Origin of the sequence: Hallella sp., from assembly GCF_037460745.1 — a bacterium.
GTDB lineage: Bacteria > Bacteroidota > Bacteroidia > Bacteroidales > Bacteroidaceae > Prevotella > Prevotella faecis.
The window spans coordinates 48,753-65,534 of record NZ_JAXVAE010000116.1; the positions used below are offsets into that span (position 1 = coordinate 48,753).

Genomic DNA, 16,782 nt, shown 5'->3' on the forward strand with positions numbered 1-16,782 from the left:
GGCTCCGCACCAACGAGATCATAGGTTTATAGGTTAGATAGAATATTAGGTTATTAGGTTATTAGGTAGTTAGATTCAGTTACAGGTAATGTCAATTTCTGTGAGATACGCATTGTTTTCTTGTGAAAGAAGATCGTATGTCAGGCATTGCGACAACTCTCAGTAGGAATTAGTGACTTTTTTAGGTCAACTGATTGTTTTCAGTCCAAGAGGCTGCAAGCTCTTTCTTCCAACATCGGACGATCGGCTTGCAGCTATTTTATGTATTGTATCACCGTCAGGATGATTATCATGAACTTCATCATGAACTTCATGCCATTTCTCACCTTAGTGGTTTTTCAGAGACTCAAGAACCTCCCCACATTCGCAAATAAAAAGCAAAACAGACGAGAAAATCGAGCTCAATAGGAATCGATGGGATCCCAGACCATGAGGTCTTGGCGGACGTATCCGGTGGTGTTGCCTATCCTCAGCTTAAACCATTGCCATGCGTTGCTTCTTCCTTGGCCCTCCACCAGTCCGAGGCACGGGAACACGTCGGGCAACTCGTTGGCGTGGTAGCTTATTTGGCCCACGATGGCACTCTTGGTGGTGGGCCTTTGGCGAACGTTGACGCGGTGGGCCATGGCGTCGTTGATGACGAGGTAGCCTTGGCCTTTTTCGGCGGCATACTCTTCGATATGGCTCTCGCTTTTCTTTACCAATCCATAGTCTTGCACATCAATGAAATAATTGTCGCCACAGTTGGCGATGTATCTGCTCACTTGCCCTTGTCGGTCCACCACCACCTTGGCCGAGGTTTGGCCGATGGTGGCGATGGTGGCGCGTTCCCATGTGGGCGCCTCGATGCACATGTCGGCGGTGGGCCGGAAATGGGTGGCTTGCCACGTAAGGGTGTCGCCTGCACCGATCCTTGCGAAGATCATGCTTGGGTTCAGATCGTTCGAGAGGTGGTAGATGTCGTTGTGGCGATTGGTGGTGAACGGCGCGTCGCGGAATAGCGAGTCGGCCAGGCAGAAGCTGGTGGGCTCGTCGGCGGTGATGCGCAGCGTGAAATGGTCGATCTGGTGGTTGGCCCATCGTGTGGCTGGCGTGAGCCAATAAGGGATGGTGAACCGCTGTGCCACGTTGTAGCTCATGCGGTAGCGGTAGGTGTGGCGCACGATGTTGCGGCCCGGTTGGAACGTAGCCTTGAAGAAATAGGCGTAGGCGAAAGGTACGATGCTATCGAGCTTGGCGTTATATAACAGGTTGTTAGGCAGGTCGACCAATGGGGGCGCCTCCTTGTCGTTCTTCCATTGTGTAAGGTCGAGCGGCGTGAAATCGGCGTTGGCCTTACCGTCGGTGTAGCGCAAGGGCACCAAGGCGTTGTCGTAGCTGAGCGGTTGGCCGTTCATGTTGGCGGTGAAATGGTTGATGTAAGGATGGGGGCCTCGAAGGTTCTTGGGCGCGTCGGCGTTGTAAGGTGCGTTGGCCTCGAAGGCCATGGTCACGGTTTTGGATGCGCCGTGGTTCATAAACTCATAATAGACGTCGACACGCGCGAACCCGTCGTTACCGATGGTGATGGTGAGGATTTCTCGGTCGACCGATATGTCGGTCTCTTGGGTGGGCACCAAGAAGTTGCCGCTGGTGAAATAGACCCCGTCGTTGGCCGATGCCGTGAGGAGGCTGCATGTCATTAGGAGAAATGATAAGATGAGCTGTTTGTGGTTCATAGGGATGGGGTTTTGTTTTGTCGCTGCTATTGTGTTCGCAAAAATAGCGAATCTTTCTTGCAATAACAACGATTGACCGTAAAAAGATTGCATCCTTCGTGCAAACCCTTACATTTTGAGCCTGCCGGCGGACCGAGAGAGCGCTTGGAGTGGGGTTCCCCCTCGGCTGGCTTCTATATTATGGAGGACACGACGGGTGGCGGTTGAGGGGCGCAGGGTCATAGTGCCATCTTTTGGGCTGTTTTGTGTCGAAAGGGCGATAGGGTGTCGAGTGGGCGTTTTCGGTCGGCCTACTGTTTTTTTGTTGCGAATGGGTTGGAATAATGGTTTAATTTATCGTAATTGCTTGGTAGTGTCGCAAAATAGTCTTAAATTTGTGGGCATTTCTTAGGAAAGCCTGCAAAATTATTACGCATGACAGACGAAAAGGCCATCACCACAACAGGAAAAACCAAGAAAACCAAAGCCACGCGGACGCGCAAGGGCTTTGGCAAAGGTAAGAAGAGAGACATTAAGCGCAACATCTCGTCGGATCTCATCCCCCTTGAGGATGAGACATGGCTTGTGCAACCCCTTGCCGTAACGATGATGCGCCACGACTACTCGCTTATCCAGATTCGCATCTTGGTGGCCATTGTGGAGTTTATGCAGACCAAGCTAAGGAAGTTGCTCAACAAGCAGCGCACCGAGCCTATGATTTTCTCCGACGCTGAGCTCGACAACGACGGGCGGTTGGAGATCAAGACCTTGTTTAAGTCGCTGGCCGTAGACCCCAACCATTATCCCCAGTTGCGCCAGAGTTTGAAGATGTTGGCCACCATTCCCGTGGAGATACCCTACAAGACGGCCGATGGCCGCAACTACCTGAAGGTGACCAACTTGTGCGACGTGTATATTCCCGAGGATCCGCGCATCTACGAGAAATACGCGCTCCTGAAGATCGACCGCACGGTGGCCGAGCGCCTGGTGGGCCTCGAGTTTGGCTACCATTACCTTGGCAAGCAGATAGTGTTTGCCTGCCACAACCGCTACTCGCAGCGCATCTACATGTTTATTGAGAGTTGGAAGGACAAGGGTTACCGCAAGATCAACACCTTGGAGTTTCGTAAGATGCTGCGCCTGGAGTCGAACTACAAGAAGTTTAGCGATTTCACGCGCCGCGTGTTGGAGCCCGCCAAGGAAGAGTTGCAAACCATGGCGAAGAACGGCTTTTGCGATTGTTACTTTGACTACGAGAAGGTCTACAACCAAGGCCAGCGCGGTGGCGAGCCCGACGAGCTCGTGTTCCACATCTATCAGCCCAACAACAAGTTTAACGAGAACCTGCAGCACCTCACGCTCCAGCAGCGGCAGGTGTTTGCCGGAACGCTCATGCGCTATTTCGGGTTCGACGCCGCTGTGGCCCAAAAGATGAGCGAGCGCATCACGGCCGACAATTACCAAAGCGCCATGTCGAAGCTTGTTGACCTGCGCACTCGCCTGAAGAGCGACCTCACCATCCACGATCGTGCCGCCTACACCTACCGCACGCTCGACAATCTCATACGAGGTGTGGGCCGCCAGGAGCAGGCAACAGGGGCTGCGATGGGCGCGCAAGCGCTCCCCCCAAGCAACAATTCATAAGAAAGTACACAACGAATAAATATTATCCAGTATCATGAGATCAAGAACATCCGATTGGTTTGAAACCAAGATTCGTTACGACAAGACTGTTGAGGACGGCTCGCAGAAGCCCGTCACCGAGCAATATGTGGTCGACGCGCTGAGTTTCACCGAGGCCGAGAATGAGGTTATCGAGGAGATGAGCGTATATATCAGCGGCGACTATAAGATTACCAATATCAAGCCTGCCCCTTATCACGAGATATTCTTCAGCGACAAGGCCAACGACGACAAGTGGTACAAGGCCAAGCTGCAATTTATCACCCTCGACGAGAAGACCGAGAAGGAGAAGCGCTCTAACGTCAACTACCTCGTGCAGGCCGGCAATTTGCCCATGGCCGTGAAGTATATCGACGAGGTGATGGGCGGCACCATGATCGACTACGACATCGTTTCGATTGCCGAGACACAGATCATGGATGTGTTTGAGCATGGCGCCAAGACCAAGAAGCAGAACGAGGTCGACGACAAACCCGAGTACGAACAGGCGGAAACCGGTAAGGAGGCAGAGTGATGAACGTGGATGTTGCTAAAAACTTACAGCAAGTGGTTGGCAACCTGCCCGAAGGTGTCAGCCTTGTGGCCATCAGCAAGTATCACCCCAAGGAGTATCTTGAGGCGGCCTACGCCGTTGGCCAACGCATTTTTGGCGAGAGCCATGAGCAAGAGCTCAGCAAGAAGGTGGCCGAGCTGCCCAACGACATTGAGTGGCATTTCATCGGTCATCTGCAGACCAATAAGGTGAAATACATTGCGCCCTACATCAGCATGATCGATGCGGTGGATAGCTTCAAGCTCCTGAAGGAGATCAACAAGCAGGCCGCCAAGCACGATCGCGTTATCAACGTGCTGCTCGAATTGCATATCGCCAAGGAGGAGACGAAGTATGGCTTTACGCCCGACGCCTGCCGCGAGATGCTGAAGGAAGGCCAATGGCGCGAGCTTAACCATGTGCACATCAGCGGCCTGATGATGATGGCAAGCAATGTGGACGATGAGAGCCAGATCAGGAAGGAGATGATGGAGGCCGCCAACTTCTTCGACGAGGTGAAGCGCGATTACTTCGCCGACGACGACCGGTTCTGCGAGCGTTCGTGGGGCATGAGCCACGACTATCAGATCGCCGTGGAATGTCGATCCACCATGGTGCGCGTGGGAACGGCCATCTTCGGGCCACGTGTGTATTAAGAGTGTAACCAAAGAAATATACAGACATAAAATAAATTTTTCAGGCTTATGAATACAGGAAAAGTTGACGTTCTGCTGGGTCTTCAGTGGGGCGATGAGGGCAAGGGTAAGGTCGTAGACGTGCTTACCCCGCATTATGATGTTGTGGCGCGCTTCCAAGGCGGACCAAACGCTGGACACACCCTGGAGTTCGAGGGACAGAAGTATGTGCTTCGCAGCATACCCTCTGGCATTTTCCAAGGAGGTAAAGTCAACATCATCGGTAATGGCGTGGTGTTGGCTCCCGACTTGTTTATGGATGAGGCGCGTAGCTTGGAGAAGAGCGGCCACGAGTTGCAGAGCCGTTTGCACATCTCTAAGAAGGCTCACCTCATTATGCCTACCCACCGCCTTCTCGACCGTGCCATCGAGGCCACGAAGGGCAAGAACAAGGTTGGAACGACGGGCAAGGGCATTGGCCCGACCTATACCGACAAGGTAAGCCGCACCGGTCTGCGTGTGGGCGACATTCTCGACAATTTCGAGGAGAAGTATGCCAAGCATAAGGCGCTCCACATGACCCGCCTGAAAGAGCTGGGCTGGACCGACTTCGACGGACTGGAGGAGACGGAGAAGAAATGGATGGAAGGCGTGGAGTATCTGCGCGGATTCCATATCGTTGACAGTGAGATTGAGGTCAACAAGCTGCTTCGCGAAGGCAAGTCGATCCTCTGCGAGGGTGCACAGGGCACCATGCTCGATGTTGACTTCGGTAGCTATCCCTTCGTTACATCAAGCAACACCATCTGCGCCGGAGCTTGCACCGGCCTGGGCGTTGGCCCGGGCAAGATTGGCAACGTGTTTGGCATCATGAAGGCCTACTGCACACGCGTGGGCGCTGGACCGTTCCCCACGGAACTCTTCGATGAGACGGGTACTAAGATTCGTGACCTCGGACATGAATATGGTGCCGTTACCGGTCGTGAGCGTCGTTGCGGATGGGTCGACCTTGTGCAGCTCAAGTATAGCGTTATGCTCAATGGCGTTACCGAGCTCATCATGATGAAGAGCGATGTGCTCGACACCTTCGAGACCGTCAAGGCTTGTGTGGCTTATCGCCTGGCCGATGGAACCGAGACGAGCGACTTCCCCTATGAGATCAATGACGTGACACCTATTTATAAGGAGTTCCCGGGTTGGAAGACCGATATGACCCATTTCACCAGCGAGGACCAGTTCCCACAGCCGTTCAAGGATTATGTGGCTTTCCTTGAGGAGTATCTCGAGACGCCTATCCGCATCATTTCTATCGGTCCGGACCGCGAACAGACGATTGTCAGAAAATAAAGATTGTTTTTTATGGGAAATCAGAAACCGTCCATCCCAAAGGGCACACGCGACTTCGGCCCGGAGGAGATGGCCAAACGCAATTATATCTTCAACACCATCAAGGAGGTTTACGCCTTGTATGGTTTCCAGCAGATTGAGACACCCGCGATGGAGACTCTCAAGACGCTGATGGGAAAATATGGCGAGGAGGGCGACAAGTTGCTCTTCAAGGTGCTCAACTCGGGCGATTACCTGAGCAAGGTGTCGGACGAAGAGCTCGCCGAGCGCAACTGCCTGCGACTGGCTTCGTGTCTCTGCGAGAAGGGTTTGCGTTACGACCTTACGGTGCCGTTCGCTCGCTACGTGGTGATGCACCGCGACGAGTTGCAACTGCCTTTCAAGCGCTATCAGATCCAACCCGTGTGGCGTGCCGACCGTCCGCAGAAGGGCCGCTACCGCGAGTTCTACCAGTGTGACGCTGATGTGGTGGGGTCCGACTCGCTCCTCAACGAGGTGGAGCTGATGCAGATCATCGACACCGTGTTCCAACGCTTGGGCATCCGTGTGCAGATCAAGATCAATAACCGTAAGATCCTCACCGGCATTGCCGAGGTGATTGGCGAGGCCGACAAGATTGTGGACATCACCGTGGCCATCGACAAGCTCGACAAGATTGGACTCGACAACGTGAACGAGGAGCTTCGCAACAACGGATTGAGCGAGGAGGCCATCGAGAAGTTGCAGCCCATCATCTCGCTCTCGGGCACCAACGATGAGAAGCTCAACGTCATTGCCGATGTGTTGCAATCGTCGGAGGTGGGTGTGAAGGGTGTAGAGGAGACCCGTTTCATCCTCGACTGCCTCAAGACCTGCGACCTGAAGAACGAGATGCAGCTCGACCTCACGCTGGCGCGTGGCCTGAACTATTACACGGGAGCCATCTTCGAGGTGAAGGCGCTCGATACGCCGATGGGTTCCATCACGGGTGGTGGTCGTTACGACAACCTCACGGGAATCTTCGGTATGCCGGGTCTCTCGGGTGTGGGAATCTCGTTTGGCGCCGACCGCATCTACGATGTGCTCAACACGCTCGACCTCTATCCGAAGGAGGCGGTAACCACCACGGAGCTCTTGTTCATCAATTTCGGTGAGTGCGAAACGGCTTATTGCTTGCCCTTGGTAACCAAGGCTCGCCAGGCTGGCATCCGCACCGAGATGTATCCCGACAAGGCCAAGATGAAGAAGCAGATGAGTTATGCCAACGCCAAGGGCATTGCTTTCGTTGCCTTGGCTGGAGAGAACGAGATGGCGGAAGGCAAGCTGACGCTGAAGAACATGAAGACCGGTGAGCAAAAGCTGGTCAGCATCGATGAGCTCATTCGTGAAGTGAAATAAGCCATCACCCTCCCCAGGCTTCCGTTCTGGGGAGGCGATGGCCTAATCTCAAATAACCCAAGGCCATTTTGCGTTGCTATGTGGCAGCGCAGCGTGGATCTTGGGTTATTTGCTATTGCGACCTTACGTTTGCAAGGTCAGTCTCTTATGTTTTAGCCGATGTGCCTTAGACAGAATGGCAACTTGCCGTGGCTTCGGTGATGGGCCACGCAGGCGCAACACTTCCCATGGCGTGGACAATCGGACGGGCAAGGGCACGTAATCTCGGGGTTATGCTCGCAAACGGGGCGTGTGTTAGTTGTTTCTTCCATATCGTGAAATGAATGATTGATGCGTTATCGGCTCGGCCTACCCAAATAGTTTCCTCCAAATCCATAATACCACCACGGCACCCAATAGGCAGAATACGAAGTTGGTGAGGAATCCCTTGCCAAAGAGTTCGATGTTGAGCAGGTGACTGATGAACGTTCCGGCGTAGCTTCCCACCACGCCGACGAATAGGTTCATGCAACAGCCCTTGCCCTCGCCACTCATGATGCGGTTGGCAATGTAACCAATGAAGATGCCCGTGAGGATGGGCCATGCGGTAAAGTCGGCTATGTGTTCTAACATGGTGTTGTGTTTTGTGAATGGGTTGGGTTCCGCTGCTTGTTATCGCCCGATGTTCGTGGGGTTGCGGCTTTTGACTTGGTTTTCTATGATGCGCGTGACGGGTGGCACGTCATCGGTGATGCGTTGCCACAGTTGGTAATCGATACAATGGTCTCGTTTGACGGCAACCACAAACTGATTGTCGTCCAACCAATTGGCATTCAGACGTTCCCCCGAAGGTTTCAGCTCTATGTAATTTATTCCGTCGGACGCGATGTCGACGATAACTCCCATCGTAAACACCGCATGATTGGGCTTGACCACAACGATGTCTCGGCCGTTGTAGGCAGGCGTCTCGCCTTTCTTTTTCATCACTTCCAGCGCTTTCTTCACGTCGACCATCTCATCGTATATGCCCACGGTGTGCCAATGGCCGTAAAGCGTTCGGCCCTTACCCACTTTTTCCGCAGGTTTCATGATGGCATCAAAGAGCATTTTTCCCTTGTCTGAATATTTGTTGGCCTCGTAATACTCTGTGCACCAATCGTCTTTGGGGAATAAGAGCGTTGGAAGGGTGCTCCACCATTTCAAGGTGAAATGATTGGCGTCGCTATCGTAGATGCGAGAGGCTGTGGGATTGGCGGGGTCGGGATCTTCGCCTGTGTAGTTGAATACAAAGTGGTCGTTATCGCCAATTTTGAACATTTGGTTACGAATGTTTACCATCAGCGTTATCTCTTCGGTGCAAATCTTGTATTGATCGAAAGGGGCGAGAAGCATGGTTCCCGTATTGTCGATTATCTTGGTCAACTTGTAAACGCCTCGTGGATTGTCGGTTTGGGCCTGAGCGCCCAAGGTGCCGACGGCCAGAAGGATTGCGACAAGCAAGGCCTGACCGATTGCTCGCTGGCTGGATGGCGTGGTGATGTGTTTGGCAAATGAGTTCCAAGATGCGCGGAACGAACGTAAGGTTTTTGTATTCATAGGTGCATGGTAGATGTTAATATGCTTACAAAAATAATAAGTTTTTCCTTCGGTTGCAAGCAAAACGGCGATTATTTAACTAAATAGGGTGATGTTTCATCTCAAATCCGTACCTTTGCGGTCGTTATTAACCCTTAACATTACGGATATGATTAGATTAAATGTGTTTTTCGAAGTGAAGGAAGAAGCCAAGTCCGCCGAGATCTGCGCTTTGTGCAAGGAGCTGGTTGAGAAATCGCTCAACGACGAGGGCAATGTGGCTTACGACTATTTTGTGAGCGGCACACGCAAGGGCGTGATGATGATTTGCGAGACATGGAAGGACGAGGAGGTGCTGAAAGCCCACATGGCCTCTAAGCATTTCACCACCCTTGTGCCCCAAATTGAAGCGCTCACCAAGAGCGGCTTGAAGCTCGAGCAGTTTGCTTTCTAAGCCTTCGTGGGGTTACACCGCGCTACCCCCAACATACAACAATGCCACGAATCTCCGGGAAGAAGCATGTATGTGCTTCATCGCCCACGGAGGTTCGTGGCATCGTCGTGTTATGCGGGTTCCTTAGAAGTTGACCTTCGTTCCCAAGCTGAGCTTGAGCTCTCCCTCCACAGGGTGGTTCTTAGGCGTGAGCGCAATCTTCTTGGCAAACACCGTGGCCGACGGCTCCAGGTAAAGCTCCACGTTGGGCGCCACCATCACACCCGCCTGCACGGCACCCATCAGTCCGGGCGCCACCTTCGTGTCGTGGTTCTTCCATGAGGCGATGTTGAGCGATGCGGCGGCTATACCCGTCAGTTGGAACGTATGGTCGGCGGTGCTCTCGCCCGTCACGGCGCTCTTGATGTTCATCATGTAGCCAGCGTGGATCGAGGTGACGCTCTCGTTGCCCTTACCGTTGCGTTGGATCACCGAGTTGCTCAGTCCGGCATGCACACCATTCACTCCATCGAGCCAACGGCCATAGCTCATGTCGGCCACAAACGACAGGCGCTGATCCAGTCCTCTGCGCTCACCGAAATTCTCTGAGTTGACCCCTGTTCCCAAGCTCACCGAAACCACGTTAGGATGCTCGGGAGCCTCGTCGAGGTCGGCGTTGCGACGGCTGCGCTGCAAGCTGTAGTCGAGGCCCACCATCAGTTGTGGCATGATGCGTTGGCGGCGCTTGTTGCTGAATCGGGCCGAGAGGTTGTAGGCCACCTGTGGCTCGGCCACCAGGCTGATGTGGTCGGTGAGGCGCATGGCCAACTGTCCGCCCACGTGCACATCGGGAGCAAACGAGTAGTAGTGGTTGCCATAGTCGGCGCCCACGTTGGCACCCACCAACGCTCTCACCGCCAGCGGGCGCGAGGCGTCGTAGCCGTAGGTGTATGCGGTGAGGTCGAGCATGAGGTCGGCGCCGGCCAGCGCCTGAGCGTAACGGCTCTTGCCCTCCTTGCGGCTCACCATGCCTTGCAGGTTGCCGCGCCATGCCATATAGGGCGAGAACCACTGGGTGTAGCCCAGTCGTGCGATGGGCGAGTATTTCTTCCACGTCTTCAGTTGGCCCACACGGTTGGTCATACCTGCGGCCACCGTGAATGAGCTGCGTTTCCAATCGCCATTGTCGCGCACTTGGCGCTGGGCCAGGCTCCGCTCGTAACCATCCATGTTAAACTGCATGCCCACGTTGACGTTTGCCAGCAGGTCGACACCTGTGGTGCTCAGCGAGGTGGGCATATAACTGCCCGAGTAGGCCATGAGGCGCGGCTCTACGAACAGCGCCACCAGTCGCGACACATGCCATGTGCCACGCAGCGCGGCGTCGACACCCACGTAAGGCATGTCGCGCTTCTCGCGCTTCGCAAGGTTCACACCCATGGCGGCCGTGAAGTCGAAGGCGCGGTTGCGGCGATAGCCATAGAAAGCATTGGTGAGGTTGAGCAGGTAGTCGGCGCCCACGGTGAGATGGGTGTAGCGGTCGTCGTTATCGCTCCATTGCGTCTTGGCCACCTGCGCCCACAAACGGGCACCACTCACGGGCGAGTACCATTTGCCCACGCCTATGTAGGCTTGCGGCATGAGGTAGCTGCTCATGTTGGTTAATGGCTTGCGAGCCACCATGACATTGGCGCCAATGGCTCCCTCTACAAATGTGTGGTCGTGCCATCCCAGCGAGTGCCATGTGTCGGTGGGCTTCGCCGTCAGGTTGCGTCCTTGGTAGGTGTAGGTCAGACCGGCCAACACCGAAGGCACCACATCCATCTTCTTGCGGAACGATGTGGTGTGCTGGGCGTAGTTGTCGCCGTAGAAGTCGACCCTCGGCTCCACGGTGAGGCTCAGCTCGCGTGTCATGCGCACGTTGGCCTGCAAGCCAGCGCCCGCTCCGAGCACATGCTTGTGGTCGCGCATGTCGTCGGTGGTATAGTTGTAGCTCACACCGGCCACCCCGTTCACCCAGAACCAGCGGTCGGGGTTGATGCCTCCAAAGGCGTTGTGCAGGTTGAGCAGGTAGTCGAGCTGTGCGCCCACGGCCTTCACCTTGTTGTCGCCGGGCTGCTTCACCAGGCTGATGTTGCCCGAGAGTCGCAAGGCGTTATAGTTGTCAAACCATCGGCCCACGCTTCCCGTGAATCGCGATCCCATGTCGCCCACCAGTTTGCCGTCCACATTGGCGAGGAATGCCGGACCAGCGGCCATTCCAACAAACAACCCGTCGATGAAGCGGCGGTACGAGTTGCCCGTGCCCGTGAGGCGCGTCTCGGGCAGGCGGTAGCCCAATCCCACCATCGTGGTGGCCAAGGGGCGATAGCCGTGCCACGTCTCGGCCTGCGAGAGCCGGTCGCTCACGAGGCCAATCTTAGGCTCTATATAAAAATAGGTGAAGGGCGACAATGCCACCTGTCCGCGCAAGCCGATGTGCGCCCCCATGCCATACTCGGCGTTGCCCTCATGGCGCGAGGTGGCCAGGTCGAGGCCCGCTATGCCATAGAGCTCAAAGGCGCGCGCGCTATAGGTGGCGCCCCGCTGTCCGAGCGAGGTGATGTTCATCAGGTAATCGATAGACAGGCCGGCATATTTGGCCTTCACGCCCGCCGTGCGCGCGTAGCCCGCGTTCACGCCCAGGCGCCATCCGTGCTCGGGCGTTATCCAATCGCCGAGGTTCACCTGTCCGAATGTGCCCGCCTCGGGATGGCTGTACCCCATGACGTTGACACCCGCTCCCGCATCCACGAAGAGGTGGTCGAAGAGTTTCTTGTCGGCGTATTGCTTGGCCACACGGGGCCGTTGCAGCATATAGTTGAGCGCACTACCCTTCAGTTGGGCGTGTGCCGTGGCGGCGTAGGCCGAGAGCATTGCTACGGCCGCTATGTTCTTGAGTGATGTTTTCATTGACCTGAAGTTAATGGTTATCCTTACTGTCGAGCAACAAATCGTTCACGTCGCCGTCGGCGTGTGCCACCTGCTTGAGCGACGGGTCCATGTCGAGCGCCTTGCGCAACTCGTCGTAAGCGTCCGACACTTCCTCCAGACGGTTCAGGCAGATGGCCCTCAGATAGTGGGTCAGGGCTTGGTCGTCGGGCAGCTGCTTGCTCAGTTTGAGCGCTTCGTCGTTGCGCTTCATGGCCAGCAGCATCACGAGCTCGTTGCGTTGTCCGGTCTTGGCCACCGTTTCGTAGTAGCCGTTGAACCGGCCGTTGAGCACGGCGTTCACGGCCAGCAGCATGTGCGTGGTCTCGTTGTCGGGAACGAAGGCGGAGAGCGAGTCGGCGGCCGTGTAAAGGCCCGCGTTGAGGAGCGCCGTCATCTGGTTGGTGTTCACCACCGCGGGGGCATTCTTCCCGGCAAACGGGCGCAGCAGGTCGGCGTCGGCGGCCTGTCGGTTGATGAGCAATGCCGAGAGGTCGTTGGCCGCCACCATGAACGACGGGTAGATCTCCAGCGCCTGGCGCAGCATGGTCTCACGTCTCACAGAGTCGGCCTCAGCGCGATAGAGCCGGAAATACTCATATTTGGTGAGCTGCTTGTAGTCGGCGGCGTAGAGCTGGCGAATTTCGTCGAGCGTGAGCTGGCGGAACACGGAGTAGTTCATTACGTAGCCCACATGGCGCAGGCGCGGCAGATACTTGTCCATGAGCAGCGAGCGGTAGAAGGGCAGCTTGCGCATGCCTCTCGACTGGTCGTCGATGTTGCCCCATCGCTTGGTGATGTTCTCCACCTGCCGGGCCTCATCGTAGAGGCTGTCGGCGCGCAGCAGGTCGGCCACCTTGCCCCAGGGCGCCACGGCGGCGTTCGAGGCAAACTTCATGCCGCGGCGGGCACGCTCGGGCACGAGCCCCCTGAGATAGTTAACCGCGTAGTCCATGCGCTTCTTGGCCAGTTGGAGGTTGCTGTTGTACCTTCCATCGGGCGACGATGTGCCGTTGATGGTGAGCGATTGCAGCGTGGCGTCCTTGTCGGCGCTGATCTGCTCTATCTGCTCGCGCATCTTGCCGATCTCCGCAATGTTGTTGGGGTCGTTGGGGTCGAAGGCGGCCTTGTTCATGGGGAATCGCAGGTTCACCTCGCCCTTGCTGTCGCGCAACTGCACCTCGGGCTTGGGCCAGTAGGCCGAGTCGTTGAGCTGGCTGGCGGCAAACGAGTAGTCGAGCCAACGCAGGGGGTTGATCGTTCCCTTGGCGATGATGGTTGTGTCGCGGTACACAATGCGGTTATAGTTCTCAATGGCCATATACACGTTGCAGGTGTAATCGTCCTTCACGTGCTCCACGTAGGCCGAGTCGGCATAGCCTATGATGTCGTTGGTGCGTCCCTTCTCGCGCTTCTCCTTCGTCTTCACCACCACATATTGTGCCAGCGGGTCGCCCTGTGGGTCGTCCATGCGGTAGTCGTAGAGGCGGTCTTGCGTGCGGTTGTAGGTGCGCGCGTCGTACACCATGGGGCGCATGAGCTGCTCCTCGTGGCGCGTCACGTTGTAGATCACGGGCTGCACCACGAGGCGGTTGTTGTGCGAGAACATCTCGCGCGGCACCCTCACACGGGTCTTCACGTGGAAATAGTTGCCCCTCACCTCGATGTCGGTGGGTTCGGGCTGAATTTTGTCGGTGATGTGCTTGGCGGTCACCACGAGCTCCTCGAGGGCCACGTCGTTTGGCTGCAGTTTCACCTCTATGTATTTATGGCTCGATTTCACCTTCACGTCTTGGCTCTTCACACCCACCATGCTGAACCGGAGGGTGGCTCCCGAGTGTACGTTGATGGCGAAGCGGCCGTCTATGTCGGTGATGGCGAGGGCGCGCCGCGTTTCCGGGTCGGTGATCGACACGCCGAGAAGCGGCTCCTTCGTGTCCTTGTCGGTCACCAGGCCGGTGAGGCGAAACACATCCTGGGCAGAGGCGCCCAGCGCCATGAGCAGCAGCACCAGCGTCAGCGCCTGTCGGGCCACACGGCCCAGCGCTGGGGTGCGCAATGAAGTATAGGGTTTCATCATCATACTCGCGTTGGATAATAAAAAAAACAATGCAATGGTCTTACTTGAGCAGGTACACGAACGTTACGCCTGCCTTCAGCGGCGCCCACGCCCACTTGGTGTTGTTGGCGTGCTCGGGCTCTTGCCCTGCGGCGTCGGCAAACTTCTTCTCGTTGACGCGCACGGCTCCGGCGCCTATGGTGGTCTCGAGGCTCCATCGGCGGCCCAGCACAAAGCTGTAGCCGTAGGTCAGGCCGGCGCCCCATGCGTCGCCCTTGTGGCGGGTGTCGTCGAGGAGCAGGTTGTAGTTGGAGGCAACGGCCATCACACCCACAAAATGCCCAGCCTGCGGACGGGCGCTAAACCAATAGCGCGCCTCGGGGCTGAACTGCAGCATCTTCGCGTCGACCTTGCCTGCCTTCAGCAAGCTGCCCATGGCCTCGAAGTTGAGCGTCACGTGGCGGTTGATGCGAAACTCGGCGCCCATGTTCGGCGACATGGCTGCCCAGTAGAGGGCGTTGGTTTTCAGGCCGATGCGCTGCGCATGGGCCATCGTTGAGCACATAAAGAATAGGCACACCCCCATGGCCATTCTTAATAGTGGCTTACTAATCATTTGTACGTTCATAACACAGAATACAATCATTTTTGAATGATATGGGTGCAAAGTTACGAAAAATGCCCGAAACGGGAACCTGTTTGCGCCAACAATTCGCCAAAAGGGCAATTTTTTGCTCTATGCCAACGGCCGATGGCGCACCTCCCGTTACGCTCCCAGAGTGTTTTTGAGCCTTTGCCAAAGGGAGGCGTGGGGAGGTTGGTAGGCTGCCAGGGCCTTGCGCATCTGCTCGGCGCCCATGGCGCATATGGGCGCGGCCTTGTCGTAGTCGAACTCGCCATAGCGCTCCATGCTGGCTTCCACCACCAGGTGGGGGTTGGAGAGGGCTATTTGCTGGCGTGTGTTTTGCTCCACCATGATGGCGATGGAGCGGGCGAGCAAGCTGAGGTAGCTTGGCGCCATGCCTTCCTGGTAGCTCATGATGCGCTGAACGATGGAGGCGGGCAGCGACTTGCCCAGCAGCTTCTTCTCCCCCGCGTAGCGCAGGAATTGCTCTTCACGGTAGTTGCGTGCGCATACGTTCACGCCCACGAGCATGTCGCCCTTCGTTCGCTCCACACGGTTGAGGGGCAGGGCGTTTACCAGCGCCCCGTCCACCAGGAGCATGTCCTGCTTTCGCACCGGATTGAAAAACAGGGGGATGGATATGCTGGACCGTATGGCTTCATACAAACTGCCCGATCGGAACACAATCTCGCGACCACTGTTCCAGTCGGTGGCCACGGCGGCATAGGGGATGGGCAGGTCCTCGATGTTCACGTCGGGCACAATCTGCTTCAGGGCGTCGATCACCTTCACGCCCTTCACCAGATGGTTCAGGCTGAAGGAGAAATCGACCAACGAGAGGATCTGCTTCCGGTCGAGGCCCATCATCCACCGCTTCACCTCGCCGAGCTTGCCTGCGGCATACATGCCTCCGACCAAGGCGCCCATAGAGCAGCCCGCTATGGAGGTAATGGCGTAATGGGCGCGCTCCAACTCCTCGATGGCGCCGATATGGGCCAAGCCGCGGGCGCCACCGCTCGACAGCACCAACGCTACGTTCTTCTTCTTCATGTTCTTTGCTTTTTTCGGTATGTGCGCGCTCAGGCGCGGTTGCTCACCACCTCGTCCATGGCGCGGTCGTAGGGGTCGGTGGGCACGTGGGCCACACGTTGAAAGTGGTAGCACACGCCAATCGTGTACGCCTCGGGCAACCGTTCAAGGAAACGGTCGTAGTAGCCACGGCCACGTCCCAGGCGGTGGCCCTCATCGTCGAAGCTCATGCCCGGCACCACAACCACCTCAATGCGGCCAAGGTCAGCGAATGTCGGCCCAACGGGCTCCAGCAGGTTGTAGAGGCCCTCGGCCAGGTCGGCGGGTCCCGTGTAGAGGCGCGGCTCCATGTGGGCGTCGTCTACACACTTGGGGAGGACCACCGTCTTGCCCGCCGCCAGCAGGGCGTCGGCGAGGTGGCGCGTGTCCACCTCGTCGGGCAGGGCGTAATAGAGCATCACCACTTGGGCCGCCCTGATGCGCGGATGGGCCAGCAGCCGCCGCTCTATCTCGTCCGACCAAGCCTGCCGCTGCTCAAGGGAGAGTTGCTTCTTGCGTTGCCGGATGGTTTTCCTCAGTTGTTGTTTGGGAGATGTGGGATAGTCCATGGTTGTTGGGTTTTGGGGGGTATCGAAGGTTCAAAGGTAACAATAATAATTCAATACCCATCATCATTCCGCCGTTTTTAACCTTTCTACCCATAAAAATGCGTGCGCCAAAACACTCCTGCGATCAGGATATAAGGCATGGGCGCAATGGATGGGTGCTGAAAATGGCCAACAATCTATATATTAATCTACACGGATTTTTCCGTCGAGCATCGCCTCGCTCCCAAATACGC

14 protein-coding genes are annotated in these 16,782 nt (G+C 56.3%); 6 read left to right on the forward strand and 8 right to left on the reverse strand.

What is annotated here, in order from left to right:
- Window positions 1-401 precede the first annotated feature (401 nt).
- Entirely contained in the window at window positions 402-1,718 is a 1,317-nt protein-coding gene (locus WKK33_RS07880) for a hypothetical protein (protein ID WP_337636752.1), read from the reverse strand.
- A gap of 414 nt (window positions 1,719-2,132) precedes the next feature.
- Between WKK33_RS07880 and WKK33_RS07885 the strand changes: the two genes are divergently transcribed.
- The 5 genes from WKK33_RS07885 to hisS are packed head-to-tail and all read left to right on the forward strand — an operon-like array spanning window position 2,133 to window position 7,271.
- The gene (locus WKK33_RS07885; protein ID WP_337469158.1) at window positions 2,133-3,341 is read left to right on the forward strand and encodes a replication initiation protein; all 1,209 of its coding nucleotides are present in this window, start codon (window positions 2,133-2,135) and stop codon (window positions 3,339-3,341) included.
- A gap of 34 nt (window positions 3,342-3,375) precedes the next feature.
- On the forward strand, window positions 3,376-3,894 hold the full coding sequence (locus WKK33_RS07890) for a DUF4494 domain-containing protein (protein WP_287768618.1): 519 nt from the start codon (window positions 3,376-3,378) through the stop codon (window positions 3,892-3,894).
- Window positions 3,894-4,568 carry a YggS family pyridoxal phosphate-dependent enzyme gene (locus WKK33_RS07895; protein ID WP_337469164.1) on the forward strand — a complete coding sequence of 225 codons (675 nt, stop codon included), beginning with the start codon at window positions 3,894-3,896 and terminating at the stop codon, window positions 4,566-4,568. The genes WKK33_RS07890 and WKK33_RS07895 overlap by 1 nt, the downstream gene beginning before the upstream one ends.
- A gap of 48 nt (window positions 4,569-4,616) precedes the next feature.
- Window positions 4,617-5,894 (forward strand): adenylosuccinate synthase, encoded by a 1,278-nt coding sequence (locus WKK33_RS07900; protein WP_215758784.1) that lies wholly within the window; start codon window positions 4,617-4,619, stop codon window positions 5,892-5,894.
- A gap of 12 nt (window positions 5,895-5,906) precedes the next feature.
- Window positions 5,907-7,271 (forward strand): histidine--tRNA ligase, encoded by a 1,365-nt coding sequence (gene hisS, locus WKK33_RS07905; RefSeq protein WP_215758785.1) that lies wholly within the window; start codon window positions 5,907-5,909, stop codon window positions 7,269-7,271.
- A gap of 348 nt (window positions 7,272-7,619) precedes the next feature.
- On the opposite strand, the gene WKK33_RS07910 is transcribed toward hisS, so the two are convergent.
- Both WKK33_RS07910 and WKK33_RS07915 read right to left on the reverse strand, forming a co-directional pair.
- Window positions 7,620-7,883 (reverse strand): GlsB/YeaQ/YmgE family stress response membrane protein, encoded by a 264-nt coding sequence (locus WKK33_RS07910; protein ID WP_215758786.1) that lies wholly within the window; start codon window positions 7,881-7,883, stop codon window positions 7,620-7,622.
- Between the two features lie 39 nt (window positions 7,884-7,922).
- Window positions 7,923-8,846, reverse strand: coding sequence for a hypothetical protein (locus WKK33_RS07915; RefSeq protein ID WP_337933253.1), 924 nt, complete (start codon window positions 8,844-8,846; stop codon window positions 7,923-7,925).
- Between the two features lie 148 nt (window positions 8,847-8,994).
- Here WKK33_RS07915 and WKK33_RS07920 point away from each other — a divergent pair, with 148 nt between their 5' ends.
- Window positions 8,995-9,279 carry a putative quinol monooxygenase gene (locus WKK33_RS07920; RefSeq protein ID WP_337568878.1) on the forward strand — a complete coding sequence of 95 codons (285 nt, stop codon included), beginning with the start codon at window positions 8,995-8,997 and terminating at the stop codon, window positions 9,277-9,279.
- 123 nt (window positions 9,280-9,402) lie between these two features.
- Here the strand turns inward: WKK33_RS07920 and WKK33_RS07925 are convergent, their stop codons facing one another.
- The 5 genes from WKK33_RS07925 to WKK33_RS07945 all read right to left on the reverse strand — a co-directional run bounded on the left by WKK33_RS07925 (window position 9,403) and on the right by WKK33_RS07945 (window position 16,549).
- Window positions 9,403-12,210 (reverse strand): hypothetical protein, encoded by a 2,808-nt coding sequence (locus WKK33_RS07925; RefSeq protein WP_337933255.1) that lies wholly within the window; start codon window positions 12,208-12,210, stop codon window positions 9,403-9,405.
- Between the two features lie 10 nt (window positions 12,211-12,220).
- Window positions 12,221-14,311 carry a carboxypeptidase-like regulatory domain-containing protein gene (locus tag WKK33_RS07930; RefSeq protein WP_337933257.1) on the reverse strand — a complete coding sequence of 697 codons (2,091 nt, stop codon included), beginning with the start codon at window positions 14,309-14,311 and terminating at the stop codon, window positions 12,221-12,223.
- 37 nt (window positions 14,312-14,348) lie between these two features.
- Window positions 14,349-14,903, reverse strand: coding sequence for a DUF3575 domain-containing protein (locus WKK33_RS07935; protein ID WP_337933259.1), 555 nt, complete (start codon window positions 14,901-14,903; stop codon window positions 14,349-14,351).
- 150 nt (window positions 14,904-15,053) lie between these two features.
- Window positions 15,054-15,962: a patatin-like phospholipase family protein gene (locus WKK33_RS07940; protein ID WP_337933261.1), complete on the reverse strand. Its 909-nt coding sequence runs from the start codon at window positions 15,960-15,962 to the stop codon at window positions 15,054-15,056.
- Window positions 15,963-15,991: 29 nt separating this feature from the next.
- On the reverse strand, window positions 15,992-16,549 hold the full coding sequence (locus tag WKK33_RS07945; protein ID WP_337933263.1) for a 5-formyltetrahydrofolate cyclo-ligase: 558 nt from the start codon (window positions 16,547-16,549) through the stop codon (window positions 15,992-15,994).
- Window positions 16,550-16,782: the final 233 nt, after the last annotated feature.